This window comes from Enterobacter cloacae complex sp. 277I4, from assembly GCF_050031465.1.
Taxonomy (GTDB): domain Bacteria; phylum Pseudomonadota; class Gammaproteobacteria; order Enterobacterales; family Enterobacteriaceae; genus Enterobacter; species Enterobacter cloacae.
In genome coordinates this window covers 558,229-582,005 of the sequence record NZ_JBLGWC010000001.1, presented here as the reverse complement: position 1 = coordinate 582,005, position 23,777 = coordinate 558,229, and the positions used below count along the sequence as shown (strand labels likewise).

The 23,777-nt window shown below is 49.2% G+C and carries 19 protein-coding genes, 1 tRNA gene and 1 pseudogene; 13 read left to right on the top strand and 8 right to left on the bottom strand.

Going from position 1 to position 23,777, the window contains the following annotated elements; genetic code table 11:
- Window positions 1-23: 23 nt before the first annotated feature.
- The gene (trpS, locus tag ACQG19_RS02765) at window positions 24-1,025 is read left to right on the top strand and encodes a tryptophan--tRNA ligase (protein WP_029882212.1); all 1,002 of its coding nucleotides are present in this window, start codon (window positions 24-26) and stop codon (window positions 1,023-1,025) included.
- 43 nt (window positions 1,026-1,068) lie between these two features.
- Here the strand turns inward: trpS and ACQG19_RS02760 are convergent, their stop codons facing one another.
- Window positions 1,069-1,524, bottom strand: coding sequence for a SymE family type I addiction module toxin (locus tag ACQG19_RS02760; protein ID WP_072207538.1), 456 nt, complete (start codon window positions 1,522-1,524; stop codon window positions 1,069-1,071).
- Window positions 1,525-1,824: 300 nt separating this feature from the next.
- On the opposite strand from ACQG19_RS02760, the gene ACQG19_RS02755 reads away from it, so the two are divergent.
- The 3 genes and pseudogenes from ACQG19_RS02755 to ACQG19_RS02745 all read left to right on the top strand — a co-directional run.
- Window positions 1,825-2,694, top strand: coding sequence for a phosphorothioated DNA-binding restriction endonuclease (locus tag ACQG19_RS02755; protein ID WP_246932077.1), 870 nt, complete (start codon window positions 1,825-1,827; stop codon window positions 2,692-2,694).
- A 315-nt stretch (window positions 2,695-3,009) separates the two neighbouring features.
- A complete protein-coding gene (locus ACQG19_RS02750) occupies window positions 3,010-5,043 on the top strand; it encodes a hypothetical protein (protein ID WP_246932079.1) in 2,034 nt (677 codons plus the stop codon).
- 39 nt (window positions 5,044-5,082) lie between these two features.
- Window positions 5,083-5,170: pseudogene (locus tag ACQG19_RS02745) on the top strand (phosphorothioated DNA-binding restriction endonuclease); the annotation flags it as partial.
- Between the two features lie 266 nt (window positions 5,171-5,436).
- Here ACQG19_RS02745 and ACQG19_RS02740 read toward each other — a convergent pair.
- Window positions 5,437-6,297: a hypothetical protein gene (locus ACQG19_RS02740; protein WP_127729437.1), complete on the bottom strand. Its 861-nt coding sequence runs from the start codon at window positions 6,295-6,297 to the stop codon at window positions 5,437-5,439.
- Between the two features lie 329 nt (window positions 6,298-6,626).
- On the opposite strand from ACQG19_RS02740, the gene hsdR reads away from it, so the two are divergent.
- The 6 genes from hsdR to ACQG19_RS02710 all read left to right on the top strand — a co-directional run bounded on the left by hsdR (window position 6,627) and on the right by ACQG19_RS02710 (window position 16,199).
- Window positions 6,627-9,068 (top strand): EcoAI/FtnUII family type I restriction enzme subunit R, encoded by a 2,442-nt coding sequence (gene hsdR / locus ACQG19_RS02735; protein ID WP_246932081.1) that lies wholly within the window; start codon window positions 6,627-6,629, stop codon window positions 9,066-9,068.
- Window positions 9,069-9,139: 71 nt separating this feature from the next.
- Window positions 9,140-10,612, top strand: a complete 1,473-nt coding sequence (locus ACQG19_RS02730) for an N-6 DNA methylase (protein ID WP_246932083.1) — start codon at window positions 9,140-9,142, stop codon at window positions 10,610-10,612.
- Complete coding sequence (locus ACQG19_RS02725; RefSeq protein WP_246932085.1) at window positions 10,612-12,375, top strand: restriction endonuclease subunit S; 1,764 nt, start codon at window positions 10,612-10,614, stop codon at window positions 12,373-12,375. The genes ACQG19_RS02730 and ACQG19_RS02725 overlap by 1 nt, the downstream gene beginning before the upstream one ends.
- Before the next feature lie 10 nt (window positions 12,376-12,385).
- Window positions 12,386-13,489, top strand: a complete 1,104-nt coding sequence (locus ACQG19_RS02720; RefSeq protein WP_246932143.1) for a nuclease — start codon at window positions 12,386-12,388, stop codon at window positions 13,487-13,489.
- A 693-nt stretch (window positions 13,490-14,182) separates the two neighbouring features.
- Window positions 14,183-15,994: a DEAD/DEAH box helicase gene (locus tag ACQG19_RS02715; RefSeq protein WP_246932087.1), complete on the top strand. Its 1,812-nt coding sequence runs from the start codon at window positions 14,183-14,185 to the stop codon at window positions 15,992-15,994.
- Complete coding sequence (locus ACQG19_RS02710) at window positions 15,981-16,199, top strand: hypothetical protein (RefSeq protein WP_154818743.1); 219 nt, start codon at window positions 15,981-15,983, stop codon at window positions 16,197-16,199. The genes ACQG19_RS02715 and ACQG19_RS02710 overlap by 14 nt, the downstream gene beginning before the upstream one ends.
- A 260-nt stretch (window positions 16,200-16,459) precedes the next feature.
- Here ACQG19_RS02710 and ACQG19_RS02705 read toward each other — a convergent pair.
- From ACQG19_RS02705 to rraB, 4 genes are all read right to left on the bottom strand, one after another.
- Window positions 16,460-16,544 (bottom strand) — tRNA-Leu (locus ACQG19_RS02705).
- A gap of 105 nt (window positions 16,545-16,649) precedes the next feature.
- A complete protein-coding gene (locus ACQG19_RS02700) occupies window positions 16,650-17,372 on the bottom strand; it encodes a topoisomerase II (protein ID WP_246932089.1) in 723 nt (240 codons plus the stop codon).
- A gap of 30 nt (window positions 17,373-17,402) precedes the next feature.
- Complete coding sequence (gene miaE / locus ACQG19_RS02695; RefSeq protein ID WP_246932091.1) at window positions 17,403-18,161, bottom strand: tRNA isopentenyl-2-thiomethyl-A-37 hydroxylase MiaE; 759 nt, start codon at window positions 18,159-18,161, stop codon at window positions 17,403-17,405.
- Window positions 18,162-18,207: 46 nt separating this feature from the next.
- Window positions 18,208-18,633: a ribonuclease E inhibitor RraB gene (gene rraB, locus ACQG19_RS02690; RefSeq protein ID WP_023334329.1), complete on the bottom strand. Its 426-nt coding sequence runs from the start codon at window positions 18,631-18,633 to the stop codon at window positions 18,208-18,210.
- 99 nt (window positions 18,634-18,732) lie between these two features.
- Here rraB and argL point away from each other — a divergent pair, with 99 nt between their 5' ends.
- The 3 genes from argL (at window position 18,733) to xynR (ending at window position 20,735) form a co-directional block, all read left to right on the top strand.
- Window positions 18,733-18,828, top strand: a complete 96-nt coding sequence (argL, locus tag ACQG19_RS02685; RefSeq protein ID WP_246932093.1) for a putative translational regulatory protein ArgL — start codon at window positions 18,733-18,735, stop codon at window positions 18,826-18,828.
- A complete protein-coding gene (gene argF, locus ACQG19_RS02680) occupies window positions 18,798-19,802 on the top strand; it encodes an ornithine carbamoyltransferase (RefSeq protein WP_014830469.1) in 1,005 nt (334 codons plus the stop codon). The genes argL and argF overlap by 31 nt, the downstream gene beginning before the upstream one ends.
- Before the next feature lie 174 nt (window positions 19,803-19,976).
- Window positions 19,977-20,735: a DNA-binding transcriptional repressor XynR gene (gene xynR, locus ACQG19_RS02675; RefSeq protein ID WP_040020432.1), complete on the top strand. Its 759-nt coding sequence runs from the start codon at window positions 19,977-19,979 to the stop codon at window positions 20,733-20,735.
- Window positions 20,736-20,739: 4 nt separating this feature from the next.
- On the opposite strand, the gene ACQG19_RS02670 is transcribed toward xynR, so the two are convergent.
- Both ACQG19_RS02670 and ACQG19_RS02665 read right to left on the bottom strand, forming a co-directional pair.
- On the bottom strand, window positions 20,740-22,350 hold the full coding sequence (locus tag ACQG19_RS02670; protein ID WP_246932095.1) for a glycoside hydrolase family 43 protein: 1,611 nt from the start codon (window positions 22,348-22,350) through the stop codon (window positions 20,740-20,742).
- A gap of 11 nt (window positions 22,351-22,361) precedes the next feature.
- Window positions 22,362-23,744, bottom strand: a complete 1,383-nt coding sequence (locus ACQG19_RS02665) for an MFS transporter (protein WP_086528211.1) — start codon at window positions 23,742-23,744, stop codon at window positions 22,362-22,364.
- Window positions 23,745-23,777: the final 33 nt, after the last annotated feature.

The window sequence follows — 23,777 nt, the reverse complement described above, 5'->3', positions numbered from 1 at the left end:
CAATTGCACATTAAGGAGTCTTTATGAACGCACCAACCATCCTCACCGGCGACCGCCCAACCGGCCCGCTGCACCTCGGCCACTTCGTCGGATCGCTGCGCCAGCGCGTGGCGTTGCAGCAGACGCACAACCAGTTTGTGCTGATTGCCGACCTGCAGGGGCTGACCGACAACGGCAGCAACCCGCAGAAGATCCGCGACAACATTCCCGAAGTGCTGGCCGACTATCTCGCCGCCGGCATCGACCCGAACCTGACTACCATCTGCCTGCAGTCCGCCCTGCCCGCCCTCGCCGAACTGACGATGCTGTATATGAACATCGTCACCGTCGCCCGCGTGGAGCGTAACCCGACGGTGAAAAACGAGATTGCGCAGAAGGGCTTCGCCCGCTCGCTGCCGGTCGGGTTTATGGCCTACCCCATCAGCCAGGCGGCGGACATCACCGCGTTTAAGGCCGAGTGCGTGCCCGTCGGCGACGACCAGCTGCCGATGATTGAGCAGACCAACGAGATTGTGCACAAGATGAACAGCCTGCTGCCCACCCGGGTGCTGCGCCACTGCAAGGCGATGCTGAGCGACACCAGCCGCCTGCCCGGCATCGACGGCAGCGCCAAGATGTCGAAATCGCTGGGCAACACGCTGCACCTTTCTGCCAGCGAAGAGACTATTCACCGTGCGGTAAGCGCCATGTACACCGACCCGAACCACCTGAAGGTGAGCGACCCGGGGCAGATTGAGGGGAACGTGGTGTTTACGTACCTCGACGCGTTTCATCCTGATAAGGACAAAGTGGCGGCGATGAAGGCGCACTATCAGGCGGGCGGGCTGGGTGACCGGGTTTGTAAGAACGAGCTGGAGGGGTGTTTGCAGGAGCTGATTGCGCCGATGCGGGAGCGGAGGGCGATGTATATTCGTGACAAGGGGGAGTTGATGGCGATGCTGAAGCGCGGGACCGAACGGGCGCAGGGGGTGACGCAGGAGACGTTGAGGGAGGTGAAGGTGGGGCTGGGGGTGCCGGTGTTTTGAGAGCGATATAAATAATAATCCCGGCGCATGGCCGGGATATTTATCAGGCGTTGCGCTTAATTACCGGAATATCGCCGGTGTCATTTAACGCGCCAGGAAATGTTTTTAACCACTGCGCCACTTTCTTCTTATTTATATTCACCACACTCATCCCTTCCAGACATCCCCATAATTCTCTTGTATGCTGTGGCGTAATCACGATGCAGTCTTTCATAGCCCGGATTTTTACCGGCATACCGTTGATAAAGCCTGCACGGGTTAACCAGTCCCCGCCCAAAAGAAGGTATTTCATGTCTATGCGCGCATACAGTTCGCAACAGGCTGCACTGTCCTGCGGCGTTTCCGCGCGGGGATGAACAGGTGCCGCGTTGGGCGGGTTGCCGTGAAGGCGGCGGGCGCTGTTTTTGCTTACCAGCTCGCGGTTTTCAATCATGCCGGTGAAAGCGTCTGATTCTGTTTTGCAAACAGTAAACTCTGGCTTAAAATTCGTCGCAGCCATTTTCAACTCCTGATTAGTTGTTTGTGGTTAGCGGTATGGGGGTGTTGCAGCACCTTCATATCGCGAATTCTTCGTTAAATATTTTTTGATACTTCCTTTGCCATTCGGCGTAATTTCCGATGCTCATTATACAGGACTGAATATAAATACAGCAGTTTGGTGTAGGGGAAATTTGGAATTTGCGAGGGGGATTCAGGAAATAGAGTTGTGTGCGGTAAGGTCATGTTTTTGTTGATTGCGGGTTGATTGGTCTGGGTTTTGCGAGCATCATCGCAATTATTTACCTTCTTTCGTAACACGATGGCTTCCAGCAAAACTCTCGAACAGGCAATTGCCGACATCACCATCTGGCGCAAAGGCGAACAGCGTGCGCCGCATAAACCTTTATTGCTTCTGTACGTGCTGGCGAACTATCAGCAGGGACATGCGCGACTGTTTGATTACGGAACCGAGGTCCACGAGCAGCTACTTGGCCTGTTAGAACGCTTTGGCCCACAGAGGAAGGCGCATTACCCGAATATGCCTTTCTGGCGGCTCAAGGGGGACGGGTTTTGGGATCTGAAGAATACTGAGTTCTGTTCGACCATTGGCAGTAAGCAACCGCCTGTTAAAGAACTTGTAGAACATAACGTCGCAGGCGGGTTTGATGAAGAACACTTTGCGCTGCTGAGTAAGAACAAAAACCGGATCGGCTCGCTTGCGCAGCAGATTCTTGAAGCGCATTTTCCGGAAAGTATTCAGGAAGAGATCGCGGATGAGATGGGTTTTGATATCCAGCAGATTCGTAAGGTTCGCGATCCGCTATTCCGCCAGCAGGTACTGCGTGCTTATAACTATGAATGTGCAATCTGCGGATTCAACATGCGGCATGATAACGCCTCTGTCGGACTTGAAGCCGCGCATATCAAGTGGAAGCAGTTTGGCGGACCGTGTGAGATCCCGAACGGACTGGCGCTGTGCGCGATTCATCATAAGGCGTTTGATAAGGGATCGATTGGATTGGATGAGAGTATGCGGGTGCTCGTGTCTGAGGCGGTGAATGGGAGCGGGATTGTTGGGCGGTTGTTCTGGGATTTTGCTGGTAAGCAAATTACGCTGCCGGTGGTGAAAGGGAATTATCCAGGGGAAGGGTTTGTTGAGTGGCATCGGAGAGAGGTGTTTAGAGAGTGAATTCGAAGACTGGACCAGAATTTCATACCTAATAGAATTATATCGATGCAATATATAATTAGATATACCCATACTCATACATTAATAATCTTACAAAAAAGAAATGTTCCTTATGAACACAATATTTTCATCAAGCAGGCAACTTTGATCGCCAGTTATGAATTAAATAGATATAAGATCTATGTCTTTTCCACGCCACAAAACCATGCTCACATTGTGATCAAAGTTTCATTTTTTCTTTGTTATATACTCTTTATCTTGATGTATCCAAAGAGTTATAGTGTCATTTGGTATACGCTCATGTAGAGAGGAAATATGCGACCCATCCATCCCCTTATCAAAGCGGCAAGAGATAAGAAATTGCCACATCCCGCTCAGTTGAATGAATTCAAACCAGAGCACTGGATTAAATTCATGAATGAAATAGGTCCGTTAACTGCAGAAGCCTCTGCATACATTTCAGGAGCTAATTGGCTTAATTTTCATTTCCAATGCGTAGAGAACACTCGGAAGCAAATTTGCTTCTTAACAGGTTGCAGACCTGAATATCACGAAATGATTAGGGCGCATATAGCCAGCGCTAATTATGCTTTTTGGCAAGTATGTGACGAACAGGACGAGAAGTTTGACGACATAAGCAATACAGCTATAGAACAGTTTATTACTTCAAAAACCTCGAAGGTAGGAAAAAGCGATCCAGTAAGTGTTAATAGTGTAAATATGCATAGACTTGACAGTCTTAGAGGCCCATTATTCGAGCTATTTAAATATAAGGATCGCATGCATATATTATTTCCTGATGATCGTCCAATAAAGTTGTCAAAACTTGATCTTTATCTCTCAGAAATGAAGATGTCTCAGCATTTTCATAATTTTTCTTCACTTTGGCAAGACTTGCTTTATGGCCGTGCAATATTCACTTATCAGCACAAAAGAGTCTTTTTCATGCAATGTCATTCTGATTATCACCGCATGAAAACGATTGCCGAATTTCGTCGAGATCATTTTTTAGCCACCTCGATTACTGAAGCTCGAACCATAATGGACAAATTTAATAACATCCATCTTTTTTCAACTTATTTACATTTTGAACCTGGTAAAGCTTTGAGCATAGTACCATGGCAAACATTATCTCAACGGGCTCAAATGATAGCCAGATTTCAGCCTTTATCGGCTCTTATTCAGCTTGATGACCATCTTAAAGCGTTATTAACAAGGAAATCACTCCCCTGTATTGAACGCACTTTACAAAGTGTTTTAGATGTATGGGTTCATCTATCCGTGCTAGCTGTTCAAATTGATGAAAAACTACATACAAACGTGTCAATAAACGACTGGTCAACATTACTTCATCTTGCTCCTCAGTTTGAGCGCTCTATTATTATTGAGTTACTAATACAATGTTGTGAATATAGTAAAGCTGAAATCATCGCGGCTTTAGATTTATTGACCTGGAAAGGGAAATCACCACAGGAAGACTTATGGGTGCAACCTCTGGTTTCTATTGAGGATAATTATATTTTCCCGATTAGCGCATTTCTGACTGCAAGTCTCACCCGCAATATTGATTGCTGGATGGCCAAAATAGATCCCAAAGATACTCGCCGTGGAAGTTTATTTGAGAAAGATTTGCTCAGAGTATTGGAAGAGTGCCGAAATGGAAATCAGGTAATGAAAGAACATTTGCACTATACGAATGCAATTGAACCAAGCTATCATGGGCATAGCGAAGAGATAGATCTTTCTTTTTCTTTCGGAAATTTACTAATTGTTGTAGAAGCTCGTAGCCGTAAAACATCCATAACTCCGCTAGATTATGATAATGAACTTTTCGACTCTAACGGACTGATGCACAAAACCAACCAAGCAATTAGAAAAGCTACCTTTGTTAGGGAGCATCTTGAGCATTTTTGTCGGGATTATTATCCCCATTTATCAGGAACAGAGAAAATAGAGGTAATCCCACTAGTAATCATCAACGGTCAATTTCATGCTGGCTTTCCATTAAATGATGTGCCGATTATAGATCCGGCACTTTTGTTTCATTATCTTAGAGATCGTGAGGTGCGTTTTATGGCAACAGTACCTTACGATAAACATCAGTACGGCATTCCACTCTGGCAGACCCTCGAAGAGGCTCAGACTCGGTTCAAGGATTATCTTTCGTTTCCAACTTTGATAAAGATTTACGATTCTATGTGCAGAGAGTCCGTAAAATGCTCCAACAATCTCGGTGAGAAGTTTGATGAGGTAGTATCGCTTACATACGAAATTGATTTTATGGGATGGCAAGAGCAATTGGCTCATGTCGAACGAGTCTTTCCAAATCAATTTGTAAAATATTACTGACATGAATCACGTGAAGTAGAGGCAGTATAGCGGTCAGATGAGATCCCGAACAAACTAGCATTATGTGCGATTCATTATAAGCCGTTTGAGAAGGGATCGATTTGGCTGGATGAAAGTATGTGGGTAACGATACCCCAAGTGTTAGATGGTAGCGGGGTTATCAGTCGATTGCTTTAATTTTTTGCAGAGAAGAAAATTGCGTTTCAGTTTGTGAAAGAAATTATCCGTTGTAGGAAGGCTTATATCTAGCCATGTTATTTTATAGTTCATTGAACACATGGAGTGGGAAATTATTTTGCACGTACAGTCTATTACCTTCGTAAAATTAGCGTACTTTCCATTTATATTAGTTGGAAATATATATTCATATGCTTTTTGCCAAGCAAGCTGATTTTATAAATCCTGGTCTAATTTATATCTTCTCAGTACGATATAACTCAGATCACCACACCATAGTATTGGTTTGCCTGTTGTTGCATATGTGCATGTACCAATAATTAGTGCATGACATCCATCTAATTCATCAAGACTGTTTTTGACTTTAAACTGCTCTTTAAATTCACTTGCAATTTCGCGATTGATACAAACGCTTAAGCCAGACTTAATGTTACCTGCATTTAACCAAATTTTTCCATCTCTTGTTTGCCCAACATCACTAATAAAACCCCAAAAAATTCTACGTGCACCGTCCATCCATGGTGCAACGTTAATGAATTCGACAAATAGTTCTCCCCCACGGTCCGGTAAATCATTAAAGGATTGTTCTGTGAACCCTACCTTTTTATCTGCGTAGCATGATCCTTTAGACTGTACTAACTTGTAAAGCAGGTTTTTTAAAGTGTGGTGTGCAGGATATTTATGATTCCCACCACCAACCATTTTTTCACCCGTGAATTTTTGTCCCTGAGGTGTAGTGTCAGAGTTATCCGCTGCTGTTTTGACATTAATGTCGTAGCCTTGCATTAATCTCAAATCAAGTACTATGCCGCTGTCAGCATCTGAAGCAGGTAATCCCCTATTTTCATCACCTTCCCCTACAGCTTCGTATGAGGTCCCTAGTGAGCAGTTTTCTAGGTGATGGGCGCAAAAATGAGGTGAGTCATTTCCGTAACTTGCACGCCTGAACCATGCATCCCCCTTGCATTCTGTACAAAGCAAACTCCGTCTCTTCAGTTGGATCTCAGCAGGAGGTAATGCGAAAAATGCATCTGCACTCCATTCTTTTTCATCAATAGTACAGAAAGCTTTATCCATTAAGATCCCCTCCTCCAAGCTATCTATCAATCCTACCATTACTTATAAAGTACATTTAATTAGATGAGTTGATCCAGTTCAAATTAATGGGAAAAGCTGGTGTACGATTTGAATAACCACTGATTTGACAGACAATTAAGTCCATATTTCGTTTATGTAGTTAACTTCAGACATTATTAAAGATGAAAATCTATGGTAGAAAAGCTCAGAAATTGCCTTGCCAAGAACAGATTTTAACGCTAACAACCCAAAACCTCGTTTCAGGTCATTACGTCAGACACTATTCTGTGTAAAATCAGAGCTAACCCAATATCGTGGAGTACTCTGCTATGGCTGGCGTGAACAAAACGCTCCTGACTGAAACGGATATCATTAGCAAATTTATCCTGCCTGCAGTGAAAGATGCTGGCTGGGATGATTTGGCGCAGATTCGTCAGGAAGTAAAACTGCGCGATGGCAAAATTGTAGTCCGTGGCAAACTGGCCTCACGTATCAAAGTGAAATCTGCCGATATCGTGCTGTACCACAAGCCGAACTTGCCGTTGGCAGTCATCGAAGCCAAGGCCAATAAGCACGCCATCAGCAAAGGAATGCAGCAGGGCCTGGACTACGCCAGCTTGCTTGATGTGCCTTTTGTGTTTGCCTCCAATGGTGATGGTTTTATCTTCCACGATAAAACCAATCCGCAGCAGCTCGAATCCGAAATTGCCCTCAGCGACTTCCCTACACCTGAGCAGCTCTGGCAAAAATACTGTACCTGGAAAGGGTTCACTCAGGAGCAATTGCCCGTTATTAGTCAGGATTATTACGATGACGGTAGCGGCAAATCTCCTCGTTACTATCAGATGCAGGCGATCAACCGAACGGTAGATGCCGTGTCGGCAGGAAAGAATCGCATTCTACTGGTGATGGCAACCGGTACGGGTAAAACCTATACCGCGTTCCAGATTATCTGGCGGCTGTGGAAGGCAAAAAATAAAAAACGCATCCTGTTCCTTGCGGACCGCAATATTCTGGTCGATCAAACGAAAAACAACGATTTCCAGCCTTTCGGTACGGCAATGACCAAAGTTACCGGACGTACCATTGATCCGGCGTACGAGGTCCATCTTGCGTTATACCAGGCTATTACCGGACCGGAAGAACATCAGAAAGCCTATAAACAGGTAGATCCAAATTTCTTCGACCTAATTGTGATTGACGAATGCCACCGTGGCAGCGCGTCTGAAGATTCAGCCTGGCGAGAGATTCTGGAATATTTCGGCAGTGCCACACAGGTTGGCCTGACGGCGACGCCAAAAGAAACGGAAGACGTCTCCAATATCGATTACTTCGGTGAGCCGGTTTACACCTATTCTCTCAAAGAGGGTATTGAAGACGGTTTTCTCGCCCCCTATAAAGTCGTGCGCGTTGACATCGATGTTGATGTTCAGGGCTGGCGGCCCGTCAAAGGCCAGCTGGATAAATACGGCGAAGAGATTGAAGACCGCATCTATAACCTGAAAGATTTTGATCGCAAACTGGTCATTGATGAACGCACCATGCTGGTTGCGCAGACCATCACCGATTACCTGAAGCGCACCAATCCGATGGATAAAACCATTGTTTTCTGCAACGACATCGATCACGCCGACCGCATGCGCCACGCGCTGGTGTTACTCAACCCTGAGCAGGTGTTGAAGAATGAAAAGTACGTGATGAAAATCACCGGCGACGATGACATCGGCAAGGCGCAACTCGATAACTTTATTAATCCTAAGAAAGCCTACCCCGTTATCGCGACAACATCAGAGCTGATGACAACCGGCGTTGATGCGCAGACCTGCAAGCTGGTCGTACTGGATCAGAACATCCAGTCGATGACTAAATTTAAACAGATCATCGGGCGCGGCACACGTATCAACGAAAGGCACGGCAAGCTGTGGTTCACCATTCTCGATTTCAAAAAGGCGACCGAGCTGTTTGCCGACCCACGCTTTGACGGTTTGCCGGAAAAAGTACTGGTGGTTAAACCCGACGATATCTCCGATGAAAGTTCCGACTTCAATGAGCGGCTGGAAGAAGAAACCCTTAATGATGATGTCGATAAACCTGCCAGTGAAGTGCGAGAAGACGCTGCTGAGTATCACGTTAACCGCGACAACCATTCCGGAAACGGTGAATTTCATAGCGATGATGCAGACAAAGTCCGCAAATTCTATGTGAATGGCGTGGCAGTGAAAGTACTGGCGAAGCGCGTTCAGTATTACGATTCTGACGGCAAGTTGGTCACTGAATCCTTCCAGGATTACACCCGCAAAACGATGCTGAAAAACAGCGAGTACGCCTCGCTGGATAGCTTCGTGCGCAAATGGCAGGAGGCGCCTCGCAAGCAGGCGATTATTGAAGAACTGGCACAGCTGGGAATTCTGTGGGATGTGCTGGCCGAAGAGGTGGGTAAAGATCTCGACCCGTTTGATTTGCTCTGCCATGTGGTGTACGGTCAGCCACCGTTAACCCGTCAGGAGCGCGCGGCCAACGTACGTAAGCGTAACTATTTTACGAAATACGCCGAACCGGCTCAGCAGGTTCTCAATACCCTGCTGGACAAATACGCCGATGAAGGCGTGCAGGAAATCGAGGATGTTCAGGTGCTAAAACTGAAGCCGTTCGATGCACTGGGTCGCCCAATTGAGATCATCAAAACCCGCTTTGGCGACAAAAAGGCGTATGAGCAAGCCGTTAACGAACTGGAAAACGAAATCTACCAGCTTCCGCCGCGCTCAGCCTGATAACACGTAAATTTATTGCCACTGGCCGCAACTGCGACCGGTGGCATCCTTTTTAAGTATGGAAAGAAAACATGTCGATTAGTTCAGTCATTAAATCTCTTCAGGACATTATGCGTAAAGACGCCGGTGTGGACGGCGATGCCCAGCGTCTGGGGCAGCTTTCATGGCTGCTATTTTTGAAGATTTTTGATACCCAGGAAGAAGAGCTGGAACTGGAGCAGGACGACTACCAGTTCCCGATTCCTCAGCGCTACTTATGGCGTAGCTGGGCGGCGAACAGCGAAGGTATCACCGGTGATGCGTTACTGGAATTTGTGAACGACGACCTCTTCCCAACGTTGAAAAACCTCACCGCGCCGATCGATAAAAACCCGCGTGGTTTTGTGGTCAAACAGGCGTTCAGCGATGCCTACAACTACATGAAAAACGGTACGCTGCTGCGTCAGGTGATCAACAAGCTCAACGAAATCGACTTCAGCAGCAGCCAGGAGCGCCACCTGTTTGGCGATATCTACGAGCAGATCCTGCGCGACCTGCAAAGCGCCGGAAATGCGGGTGAGTTCTATACCCCGCGTGCGGTGACGCGTTTTATGGTCAACCGTATTGATCCGAAACTGGGCGAGTCGATTATGGACCCGGCATGTGGTACCGGCGGCTTCCTTGCCTGCGCGTTCGACCATGTGAAAGAGCATTACGTTAAAACGACCGAAGACCATAAAACGCTGCAAAAACAGATTCACGGCGTAGAGAAAAAGCAGCTCCCGCACCTGCTGTGTACTACCAACATGCTGCTGCACGGCATTGAAGTGCCGGTGCAAATCCGTCATGACAACACGCTCAACAAGCCTCTCTCTTCCTGGGATGAGCAGGTTGATGTGATTGTCACCAACCCGCCGTTTGGCGGCACCGAAGAAGACGGTATTGAGAAAAACTTCCCGGCAGAGATGCAGACTCGTGAAACCGCCGATCTGTTCCTGCAGCTGATTATCGAAGTGCTGGCAGACAAAGGCCGCGCGGCGGTAGTGTTACCGGACGGCACGCTGTTTGGTGAAGGTGTCAAAACCAAAATCAAAAAGCTGCTCACCGAAGAGTGCAACCTGCACACCATCGTGCGTTTGCCGAACGGCGTGTTTAACCCCTACACCGGCATCAAAACCAATATTCTGTTCTTCACCAAAGGCCAGCCAACCAAAGACGTCTGGTTCTACGAGCATCCGTACCCGGACGGCGTGAAGAACTACAGCAAAACCAAACCGATGAAGTTTGAAGAGTTCCAGGCGGAAATCGACTGGTGGGGTAATGAAGCCGACGGTTTTGCCAGCCGCGAAGAGAACAATCAGGCGTGGAAAGTGGGCATCGGCGACATCATCGCCCGTAACTTCAACCTTGATATCAAGAACCCGTACCAGGGTGAAACCATCAGCCACGATCCGGATGAGCTGCTGACGAAGTACCAGAAACAGCAGGCAGATATCAGCGAGCTGCGTAACCAGTTGCGCGATATTCTTGGTGCAGCTCTGGCGGGCAACAAGGGGGCGAACTGATGACCGTAGAGAAGCTGATCACCGACCATATCGATATCTGGTCCTCTGCGCTGCAAACCCGCTCCACGGCCGGGCGTGGCAGTAACGGCAAAATCGACCTTTATGGCATTAAGAAACTGCGCGAGCTGATTCTTGAGCTGGCGGTGCGCGGCAAACTGGTGCCGCAGGATCCGAGTGATGAACCGGCGTCTGAGTTGTTAAAGCGTATTGCTGCTGAGAAAGCGGAACTGGTGAAGCTGGGTAAAATTAAAAAGCAGAAGCCTTTGCCTGAGATTAGCGAAGATGAAAAGCCGTTTGAGCTGCCGGTGGGATGGGAGTGGGTACGACTGGGGGATCTTACAAGTAAAATAACAGATGGGGTTCATCACACTCCCAAATATCTTAATGAAGGTGTTGCATTTATTTCTGTTAAGGATATTGATGGAAATAAAATTTCATTTAATAATTGTAAGTTTATATCCCGAGAACAACATGAGGAAATAAACCAAAGATGTAATCCAGAGAAAGGTGATTTACTAATTTGCAGGATTGGCACTCTGGGGCGTGTAACAATTGTTGATACAGATCGACCATTTAGTTTGTTTGTTAGCGTTGGGTTAATTAAGACTTTGTTAAATGCATTTAGTGTTGATTATTTGCATAAAGCTTTTTATAGTCCTTGTCTATTATCACAAATGGAAGAAATTAAAGTTGGTGGTAGCCATACAAATAAATTAAATTTAGGTGATATCCCTAATTTATTGATTCCATTTCCTGCGGAGAAAGAACAGGAAAAAATTGTAGTAAAGATTGCAAAACTAATGTCCCTCTGCGACAAACTGGAACAGCAATCCCTGACCAGTCTGGAAGCCCATCAGCAACTGGTGGAAACTCTGCTTACAACGCTGACCGAAAGTCAGAATGCCGAAGAACTTGCAGAAAACTGGGCGCGAATTAGCCAGCATTTCGACACACTGTTTACCACTGAAGCGAGTATCGACACGTTTAAGCAAACAATTCTGCAACTGGCGGTAATGGGTAAACTGGTGCCGCAAGACCCTAACGACGAACCTGCGTCTGAACTGCTTAAACGTATTGAGCAGGAAAAAGCGCAATTGGTGAAAGAAGGTAAAATTAAAAAACAAAAACCGTTGCCGCCTGTGAGTGATGAGGAAAAACCGTTTGAGTTGCCACAGGGATGGGAATGGTGCCGTATAATCGAAATAGCTCAAGTCGGTACTGGGGCAACACCATCCAGAGATAATCCTGATTATTGGCAGTATCCTGAGCTCAATTGGGTTACAAGTGGTGAAACTTCTTTACCATTTATATTCAATACTGCTGAGAAAATTTCTCTAAAAGCGGTAAAAGAAACAAATGTATCCATTTACTCTCCAGGCACACTTATTATTGCAATGTATGGCCAAGGCAAAACTCGCGGCCAGATAACGGAGTTGTGTATTTCGGCGGGCACAAACCAAGCTTGTGCAGCAATTCAGCTTTTTAATACAAATGAATATCATCGTCGCTATATAAAATTGTTTTTCGAGAAATCTTATAAAGACTTAAGAAATTTGGCGGCAGGTGGAGCACAGCCAAATTTAAATTTGGCAAAAGTATCGAATACGTTAATTCCGATGCCACCTTTCAGTGAGCAAATAAAAATAGCCACTAAGATTGAGGAGCTATATAAGGTTTGCGACACACTCAAATCACGCCTCCAAGGTGTTCAACAAACTCAACTCCACCTTGCGGATGCGCTCACAAACGCAGCATTAAACTAAGGAACAGATGATGCCGGTTCATCATGCAATCTGGCGGATAGGGGAGAATCCCCAGCCGCTAACCATCAGCAAACTCCCCAGCGAGCAACTGCTGGAGAAGATGATTTTAAACGATCCCACCATCCTCTCCGATCAATGGATGATCATCGGTCATCAGGAAAATACGCTCGATAAAGGGCGTATCGATCTGCTGGCTATCGCGCCCGATGCCTCGCTGATCCTGATTGAGCTTAAGCGCGATCGCACACCGCGTGAGGTAGTCGCGCAGGCGCTGGATTACGCCTCCTGGGTGGATGACTTAACCGCCGACCGCCTGTCGCAGATTTATGAAAAATTTTCTGGTGGCGGAAATCTAGGTGAGGCATTTAAGCAACGCTTTAATGCCGAACTGGAAGAGGAGTCGCTTAACCAGTCGCATCAAATCATTATTGTGGCAGCAGAGCTGGATCCCTCCACTGAGCGGATCGTCGACTATCTGAGTAAGAATGGTATTTCGATTAACGTCCTCTTCTTCAAAGTATTCCAGCACGGTAACGAGCAGTTCCTGAGTCGTGCCTGGCTTATCGACCCGAGCGAAACGCAAACCAATGCCGCGCAGGCCACTGCCGGAACGAGTGCCAATGCGAAGGAGCCCTGGAATGGCGAGTTTTATGTCTCGTTCGGCGATCCGCAAAGTCGCGTCTGGGAAGAGGCACGTCGATATGGATTTATCAGTGCGGGTGGTGGGAGCTGGTATAGTCAGACGTTAAAACAGCTTCAGCCGGGCAACCGCGTTTGGGTAAAAATCCCAGCAACGGGTTACGTTGGAGTCGGTATTGTTCAGAGCGCAGTTGAACCAGCCAGCAGCTTTACGATCAAAACGGAACACGGCGAAATGCCGGCAATAGATATTCTTAAATACAGCGATCTGTATCGCCAGAATGCAGACGATCCCGACAAATCAGAATATTTTGTTCCTGTGAAATGGCTGGAAACCCGATCCGAACTCGAAGCAGTGAATGAGGTAGGTTTCTTTGGCAACCAAAACACCGTGTGTAAGCCTACAACGCCGAAATGGCGCTTTACTGTTGAGAAATTGAAGCGCTATTTCATTCAATGGGACACAGAGAAGTAAATACTAAGAGAGCAATAATTTAGAGTACAAAATTCCTTTCGGTACTAATATGGTAGAAAAGTAAGGTGCATTCAGTTCCTTACTTTTCTAATGAAATCATCAAATATTTCACAATACATGTCATATTATATTTAACTTTGCAATACGCTATGCTATATGAGTTCACAGTAATGTCGGAGCATGAAGCAATAATGCTCGGGTTCAATAATGACCTCAAAACAGTTTAAGACAGGGGACAGAAAAAATCTTCCAGAGAGCGGAAGTTAAACAATTAAATGTTAATAGAGTCGCTTTTGCAATCACACAAATATTTATCAACCTGATGTATCAGCCAGTTAACGCGATCTCCTTGGGTCGGACACTTCATCTAACCAACACATAATGCGACAAAAGCATTGTCGCAGCCTTTTCAGGATATTCTAGCTTAATGCTAGTTAGTATAAATATATACATAGCTCGCAATATGTAATCAATAGAATAATAAACACTTCAAATAATTCAAAAAGCAAGTAATATAAAATATATCATTGACTTGCCTTTGAACATTTCAATAACAGAATGCAATTAATTTGACAATGATCACATATATATTCTATGCATCATTATAAAAATGAGTGGACTTATTTATAGAATACGTCTATCAATATCTATGCATACAGCAAAAAACTAACTTATTAGAATAAAGGAGTTGAAATGACTAATGCTTTTTCTTCGAAAACCGTAAATATTCACGGCAATGATAAAATCAGGACACCCCAAATAGAAGCTTTTCAAGCGCTTGAATCCCATTACCAAGACCCTAATAAAACGCAGAAAGAGGTAGGGGTAATTCTCCCGGTAGGATGTGGTAAATCGGGGTGTATAACAATCACCCCTTTTGCATTTAAATCCAAACGCACGCTAGTAATCGCACCTGGTTTAAATATATCTTCACAACTACTTAAAGATTTTGATCCAAGTAATCAATCAATGTTTTATCGGAAATGTAAGGTTATATCTGATAATAACTTTCCCGAACCAGTTGAAATTAGAGGCGATGATGCAAATTTTTCTGATTTAGAAGAATCAGAAGTTGTTATAACAAATATACAGCAACTACAAGGTGGAAGTGAAAATAGATGGTTAAAAGATCTACCAAATGATTTCTTCGACTTAATTTTGTTCGATGAAGGGCATCATAGCATAGCAAGCAGTTTTATGTCGTTAAAACAACATTTTCCTAAAGCATATATAGTTAATTACAGTGCCACACCTTTACGTTCTGATGGCCAATTAATGGCAGGCGAAATTGTATATACATATCCCATATTCAAAGCAATAAAAAATGGATATGTTAAAAGGCTCAAAGCTGTTCAATTAAATCCAAAGACATTAAAATTTGTAAGAGATGATAGTGGCCTAGAAGTAGAAATAACCTTAGAAGAAGTAAAACGATTAGGAGAGGAAGACCCTAAATTTAGAAGGGGTATAGTAACATCAAAAGAAACATTAACGACTATAATTGATGCTTCTATCCATGAGCTTACACGTCTAAGAGAAGAAACCAGTGAGAGCAGGATAAAGATAATCGCATCGGCATTAAATTATGATCATTGCCGTCAAGTTGTTGAAGCTTATAGAGCAAGAGGTTTAAGAGCTGATTACGTTCACTCCAGAGAAGATAGTGCATTTAACCAAAGAGTAATGAATAAACTCAATCAACACGAACTAGATGTAATCGTTCAAGTCAGGAAGCTTGGAGAAGGATTTGATCATCCATATCTTTCTGTTGCAGCTATATTCAGTATATTTAATAACCTATCACCCTTCGTTCAGTTTGTAGGACGGATAATGAGAGTTATTGAGCAAAATAATCCTCAAAGTATGCTAAACCAAGGAGTTGTAGTCTTCCATGCCGGAGCTAACATTGCTAAACAATGGGGCGACTTTCAGCAATTTAGTGAAGCAGACAAAGAATTTTTTGACCAATTATTACCTCTTGAAGATTTTACACCTGATGCAGGTGGAGATACAAAAACAATAGAGCCTATACTTCGAGACGAAACAGATAAAATCGAAGTAAAATCACAAACTGAAGTGACACTTGAAGAAATTAGTCTATATGAAGATAAGGAAGCTCTTGAAGCCTTAAAGACTTTACAAAGAAAAGGATATTCTGAAGATGAAGTAAGTAAAGCATTTAAATCTCTAGAGCCAATTTATGTAACAAAACAAAGAGAGAGACAAGCTAAACGGAGCAGTTTAGATACTCTTGCAATGAATGAAGCCAGAAAATTATTGGCCAAATACAATATCAATCCTGCTGCAAAAGGATTAGATCCTACATTCCAGAAATCAAACTTAATTTTTATAAAAAGTCAGATAGATAAAAAAATAAACACCTTTGTAAGCATGCCTGCCGGAAGTCGCTCCGATTTTAGCCGACAGCAACTGGAATTAATTGACTCACATATTGAGAAAATCATTGCAGAGGTTAGCGAGGATATTAAAAATGGGAAGAATTAAATCTTTAATAATATCATCATCTTTTGACATGGCAAAGAAAAGCCATAAATGTCAAAGTAATGCTGGCCACATCCTGATACAAGGTAGCCCGCGTTTAAAAGTTAAAAATGGGATGGGTTGGGATTATTATTGCAATGAGTGTGCAAAAAAAATAATTGATAGTGATATTCAAAGATTATTTGATTTAAGAAAAAAATTCCAATAAACCCCATAGGGTAAAGAATTTGTTCCTTTACCCTATTCAATTATTTTTCAGAAAATATAGAGTCATAGTAATGACTTCCAACCATTAAGTTAAAATGAATAGACTTAGACTTAGACTTAGGCTTAGGCTTAGGCTTAGGCTTAGGCTTAGGCTTAGGCTTAGGCTTAGGCTTAGGCTTAGGCTTAGAAAGTTGCTTATCCTAAGAATGCAAGACTCAGACACAAAAAAGCCGCCCTTAAGCGACTTTGATTTGCATCTTATGGTGCCGAAGGCCGGACTCGAACCGGCACGTATTTCTACGGTTGATTTTGAATCAACTGCGTCTACCGATTTCGCCACTTCGGCACTGAAGGGGATGCGGAAACGTTGTGGATTATACCTGTCGCGCGCCGCCATGCAAGCGACGACGCGCGAAACCCGCGCTAAGTGCCCAAAAAACCAGCGCTACCGTCACTCCAGCTCAGACACCGCAAGCCGAATCACCCTTGCCGCCTTCTGCTCCGGCAGCGCCAGCACCTTGGCCCACATCTCCTGCACCATATCGCAGGAGAGCTTCTCTTTGCCCACCGCCTTCTCCGGCATCTGCAGCAGCTGGATGTCCTCGCCGTACTTATCGGCAAGTGCCTTCATAATCGGCCGCACATCTTCGACAGCCGCCTCGCGCTCGGCCTGGGTCACGATGTGGCGGTTTTTGCCGTAGGCTGCGCGCATCATGTCGGCGTCGGCCTGCATGCGACGCGCCATCAGGTCTTTATCCAGCATGCGCATCGGGTTGATGCCGCCCTTGACCATCGGGTAGAGGAAGCGGAAGCAGGCGTCGTCGCTCACCTTCTGGATGGCGGCGGTCTGCTCCATGTTGATGGTCATGTAGTTCACCACGTTGGCGTCCGGGGCGTTTTGCAGGCGCGTCATCTGCAGATGCAGGATCTGCGGCTGGATGGTGTCGATAATCTGCTGCTCCGGCTCGCCCGCTTTTTGCAGGGCGGCCATCTGGTCGAGGATACGCTGATGCAGCGCGGGCTCCTGCTCCTTAATCACCTGCCAGGCGGGCATCGCGTTGAGGGCGTTATCCATCTGCCGTTCCGGGGCGCGCTGCCTGTCGAAAAACACCCAGAACGCCACGGCGGCAGCCGCAATGACGACAATCACAATACGGGTCCACGTTTTATTCATCTCGCATCCTTATCCTTGAATTATGCCGGTTTACACCGGCACGCCGCTGTGGAAGCGAAACTCGTTGTCCGGTGTCGAGATAAGTGTGGCTTCAATTTCGCCAAAAAGCTTTATGCGCGGTGAGATATCGTCGTCGCTCACCTGCTGGGCCAGCGTCAGGTAGTCCTGATAATGGCGCGCTTCCGAGCGCAGCAGCGAGAGATAGAACTTCTGCAGGTCGTCGTCGAGGAACGGGGCCAGCGCGGCGAAGCGTTCGCAGGAGCGGGCTTCGATGTAGGCGCCGCAGATGAGCTTGTCGATCAGCGTCAGCGGCTCGTGGGTGCGCACTTCCTTCAGCATCCCTTTGGCATAGCGGCTGGCGGTGATTTTGACGTACGGAATGTCGCGGACCAGCATCGCCTCGCGCACCTGCCAGAAGTGGTGCAGCTCCTCTTTAATCAGCAGCACCATGCTGTCGATGAGCGCCTGGCCCCACGGGTCGTCGGTTTTGGGCATCACGCTTTTGCCAATCTGCCTGTGCAGGGCGATGAAGTCCGGCTCCGGGCCGTCGCGGAAGGTGAACAGCTCGTAGGGTTTGAGCCAGTCGAGCAACGCGTCGGCACCGCTTTCGTCGGCGACGTATTTACGCACCAGCAGCAGCGCGGTCTGGGCGGCCTTGAGCTCGCACACCATGTGGTCGGTGAGCAGCAGCGGCAGGTTCGCCGGGTCGCGGGCTTTATCAATCCATGCTTGCGGGGTCGGGCACTGGAGGAAGTTAAGTACAGGGGCGAGTATCTGCGGGTAATCCATGGTTCTGCCTTGAAAAAGCGGTGGCGTGCGCCACCGCCTGAAACGCTTAGTGACGCACGCCGTCGTCGTCTTCGTCGACGTAATCTTCGTCGTCGCCTTCTTCGCCGTCTTCACCGTTCGGATCTTCGAAGTAGGTTCCCCAGCCGTCGTACTCCACGTCAAACTTCTCGGCCAGGTTCATCAGCTGTTCTACCTGCGCGTCGATAAGCTCCGCCTTCAGCGCGCCCTCGCTCAGGATGTCGCAGCAGATGACGGTGTCGCCCTCTTCCACTTCCAGCTCTTCCGGCTCGGTCACTTCGTAACCCAGTTTAAAAGCTTCCACCGCCAGTTTTTCCAGCGCGTCGAAATCATCCGCAGAGAAATGATGCTCGATGGTGTACAGCGCGTCCGGATCGCTACCGTCTTCCAGCAGCTCTTCAATAATCAGACGCGTCTCTTCGCGTTGTTCTTCCAGGTGTTCCGGGTTTGCCATGGCTCATTCCTCTTTAAAGTGCGGCAGATACTTCTATTTTCACACACGGACGTGTTTGCCTCCACCTTTGTGAGAAAGATTTGTTAAACGGGGTTGCAAATGAATAATTACACATATAAAGTGAATTTTAATTCAATAAGTGGCGTTCGCCATGTGAGGATAAAATGTCTGATCTATACAAGAAACACTTTCTGAAATTGCTCGACTTTACCCCTGCACAGTTCACTTCTCTGCTGACTCTTGCCGCACAGCTCAAAGCCGATAAAAAAAATGGCAAGGAAGTACAAAAGCTTACTGGCAAAAACATCGCGCTCATCTTCGAAAAAGACTCAACCCGTACACGATGCTCTTTCGAAGTTGCCGCATTTGACCAGGGCGCGCGCGTTACCTATTTAGGGCCGAGCGGCAGCCAGATTGGGCATAAAGAGTCAATTAAGGACACCGCGCGCGTGCTCGGGCGGATGTACGACGGCATTCAGTATCGCGGCCACGGGCAGGAAGTGGTCGAGACGCTGGCGCAGTACGCGGGCGTGCCGGTGTGGAACGGGCTGACCAACGAGTTCCACCCAACGCAGCTGCTGGCGGACCTGCTGACCATGCAGGAGCACCTGCCGGGCAAGGCGTTTAACGAGATGACGCTGGTCTACGCGGGCGACGCGCGCAACAACATGGGCAACTCAATGCTGGAAGCGGCAGCGCTGACCGGGCTGGATCTGCGTCTGGTAGCCCCGAAGGCCTGCTGGCCGGAAGAGAGCCTGGTGGCAGAGTGCAGCGCGCTGGCGGAGAAGCACGGCGGCAAAATCACCCTGACGGAAGACGTGGCGGCGGGCGTGAAGGGTGCGGACTTTATCTATACCGACGTGTGGGTGTCGATGGGCGAAGCCAAAGAGAAGTGGGCGGAGCGGATTGCGCTGCTGCGTGGGTATCAGGTGAACGCGCAGATGATGGCGCTGACCGGCAACCCGAACGTGAAGTTCCTGCACTGTCTGCCCGCGTTCCATGACGACCAGACCACGCTCGGCAAGCAGATGGCGAAGGAGTTCGATCTGCACGGCGGGATGGAAGTGACGGACGAGGTGTTTGAGTCGGCGGCGAGCATCGTGTTTGACCAGGCGGAAAACCGGATGCATACGATTAAGGCGGTGATGGTGGCGACGCTTGGGGGTTGATTGGATCCTCTGCGCGCTGGTGCCCTCACCCCGGCCCTCTCCCACAGGGAGAGGGGGAAAACACTAAAAAACGACAACCTTGTTGTCGTTTTTGCTTTTACCTCCATTTCATTGATTTTTCACCCCGAAAAAGGTACGTTTTCGCCTTAATTCCAGCGTGGACATACCAGCATTATGCCGATTATTCAGTCTGTTGAACGTGCGTTGCAGATCCTCGACCTGTTCAACGAGCAGGCCACCGAGCTTAAGATCACCGACATCAGCAAACTGATGGGGCTGAGCAAGAGTACCCTCCACTCACTGCTGAAAACCCTGCAGCTTCATGGCTATATCGATCAGAACCCGGAGAACGGCAAATATCGCCTCGGCATGAAGCTGGTTGAGCGCGGTCATTTCGTTGTGGGCTCCATCGATATTCGTCAGAAGGCGAAAGGCTGGCTGACGGAGCTGTCCCAACGGACCGGGCAGACCACCCATCTGGGGATCCTCGACGGGCGTGAAGGGGTTTATATCGAGAAGATTGAAGGCAAGCTGGCCGCCATCGCCTATTCGCGCATTGGCCGCCGCCTGCCGGTTCACGCCACCGCCATCGGCAAGGTGTTGATTGCCTGGCTGGGCGAGACCGAGCTGAACGCCCTGCTTGAGGGCTATCAGTACACCACCTACACCCCTTCCACCCTCGCCTCTCGCGAAGCATTAATGGCCGCTCTGGCGCAGACCCGCGAGCAGGGCTATGCCCTGGATAGCGAAGAGAACGAGCAGGGCGTGCGCTGCGTGGCGGTGCCGGTGTGGAACCATGAATCCCGCGTGATTGCCGCCCTGAGCCTGTCGACGCTGACCTCGCGCGTGGACGATGCCGGGCTGGCTGATTTCCGCGAACAGCTTCAGCAGGCCGGGCTCCAGCTTTCACGCGCGCTGGGCTACCCGGCCTGAGCCGTTATGCCAGCTCGTAGGTGAAGTAGTCGAAGTCCGCGTGGCAGCCGTCGCCGCTGATGTCCTCGCAGTGCAGCCCCACAAACGCGCCGGTGAAGAAGCCGCGCCCGCCGATGTAGTCATCCGACAGTTTCCACGCCTCATACGTTACCGGCACGGTGTGCCACGTCTCGCCGTCGAACGAGTAGCTGTAGCGGTAGGCCAGCGTATCCACATCCACCCGCAGCCAGATGTTCTCCGCACTCTCCGGCACCGGAATCGGCTGCTCGTGCAGCGGCCATGACGGCACGTTGTGGTCGAGTTGAATAACCTTGATGGTTCTCCCCTGCCCCTCCTCGTAGTCCACAAAGCAGTAGCTCCAGTTTTTACTGTTGTAGTAGCAGGTCAGTCCGGCGCTTTGCTGGAAGTGAACCGGCGAGAACTGCATCCGCGTTTCTGAGCGGAAGACGAAGTGCTGCCAGCGGCGCGCCACGGTCGACTGGGTGAAGGTCGAGTTGAGCGAGTCGTTGCCGTAGAGCCGTAAATAGCCGGGGCGCGTGGTGAGCGAGCCGAGGGTGTCGTCGAACGGGATGCGCAGAGTCTGCAGTTCCGGGTCAAGCGTGCTGCCGTCAAAGTCCTCCCGCCAGTTGCCCTGAACGGATGCAGGCTGTTCCGCCATCTGCGGGCCTTTCACGGTCAGCTGCGCGTGCTTGCCGCCTTCCACGTACGGCCAGCCGTCGCGCCATTCAATGCGGGCGATGCCGGTCTCGCGCCCCAGCGGACAGTAGCCGCGTCCGCCGGAGGCCAGCAGCGGCACGCCGGGCAGGCGCAGCGGGCGGCTGGTGAGATAGGCCATGTACCACTCCCCGGTGTGGGTCTGCAGCAGCGAGCCGTGGCCGCTCTTCTGCAGCGGGTTCTCCGGCAGGTGCCAGCTGGTCATCATCGTCACCTCCGGGTGCAACTCGTACGGCCCGTCGATGGTTTTTGAACGCAGCACCACAACCGCGTGCTCGTAGCTGGTGCCGCCTTCGGCGACCATCAGGTAATACCATCCCGCGTGGCGGTACAGGTGCGCACCTTCGGTGTAGCAGAGCGGCGTGCCGGTAAACAGCGTTTTGCGCTCGGGCGAGAGGGTGCCGGTCTGCGGATCAAACTCCTGCATCACAATGGTGTTGTGCGGGTTGCTGTGGTGGCGCGGCCCCCACGGACGATAGAGGTAGTACTTGCGGCCATCGTCGTCGTGGAACAAGGACGGGTCAAACCCGCCGTTGCCCATCGGGATCGGCTCGCTCCACGGCCCCTCGATGGACGGCGCGGTGACGAGGAAGTTACGGCCATTTTTCCACGGCGAATCAACAATCTTTACGTCGGTGTAGAGCAGCCAGAATTTGCCGTCGGCGTAGCTCAGGCACGGCGCCCAGATGCCGCCGGAGTCCGGGTTGCCCTTCATGTCCAGCATCGACACGCGGTCCAGCGGGGTGCTGACCAGCGACCAGTTTTTCAGGTCACGGGAGTGATAGATGCGCACGCCCGGGAACCACTCGAAGGTCGAGGTGGCGATGTAGTAGTCCTCGCCCTGACGACATAAAGACGGATCCGGGTTGAAGCCGGTGAGTATTGGGTTGGTGATTTCCATATTGCCTCCGGTTACTGGGATGCGGCTGTCGCGGCGTCGGGAAGGGCCTCGCCCTGCGCCGCGCGGTGTTTGATCAGCTGCTGGCTGATGGCCTCCACGCGGGCATCGGTGAGCTTATAGAACGACAGCATGATGAACATGCCCACGTAGAGCACCACCGGCACCACGCAGAACAGAATTTTGATGGTGGTCAGCACCTCCACCGGCTGCACGCTGCTGCTGGCGGAGTAGTTGACGTACGCCAGGATCCAGCCCACCACCGCCCCGCCAATTGCCAGGCCAATCTTCAGGCTGAACAGATAGGTGGAGAACACCAGTCCGTCGAGGCGTCGCCCGCTGCGGCTTTCTTCGTAATCCACCACGTCAGAGGCCATCAGCCACTGCAGCGGCGTGGTGGTGTTAAAGACGAACAGGAACAGGATGTTGAGGGCGAAAATCAGGGCAATATGCTCCGCCGGGGTGACGAAAATCAGCAGGCTGATCAGCGAGTAGGCGACGATGATCCACTTGAAGGCTTTTACCCGGTCAAAGCGGCCCAGCAGACGGGAGGAGCAGAGCGAGCCGAACATGGTGGCGAGGCTGCCGTAGAGTAAAAACTGGGTCGCCATCTCCGGGTGATCCATCACGTATTTGACGAAGTAGAGCGTGGCCCCGCCGCGTACCACGTTAGAGCAGGTCGCCATCATCTTGAACGCGCACATGATCCGCCACTGGCCGTTGCCCAGCAGCAGCTTAAGGTCTTTCGCCACCGACGAGCCCGGCTGCACCTCAAAGGTGTAACGCTCTTTGGTGGTAAAGAAGCAGACGTAGAGCAGCACCACGCCGGTCAGCCCCAGCACACACATGGCGCCGAAATAGCCCACCTGCTCGTCCCCTTTGCCGATAATGCTCACCAGCGGCAGCGCGATGCCGCTAATGGCAAGCGAGCCCGCCGCCGCCAGGAAGAAACGCCACGACTGCAGGGCGTGACGCTCTTTCGGGTCGGCGGTAATCACGCCCGGCATGGCGCAGTACGGCACGTTAACGAAGGTGTAGACCAGGGTCAGCAGAATGTAGGTTACGCAGGCGTAGATGATTTTGCCCTGCGCAGAGAAATCCGGCGTGTAGAAGGTCAGCATGCAGACGATGCCAAACGGGATCGCCCCCCACAGCAGGAACGGGCGGAACTGGCCGTAGCGCGTGCGGGTGCGGTCCACCAGCAGCCCCATCAGCGGGTCGGTCACGGCGTCGAGCACGCGGGAGACCAAAAACAGCGTGCCCATAATGCCCGCCGACAGGCCAAACACGTCGGTATAAAAGTAGGCCAGCAGGAACATGGTGGCCTGCCAGACAAAGCCGCAGGCGGTGTCACCCAGCCCGTAGCCAATTTTATCTTTCATGGTTAATTGCATCATCATCGCACCTTTATTTTCGTATGCTGATTTCAC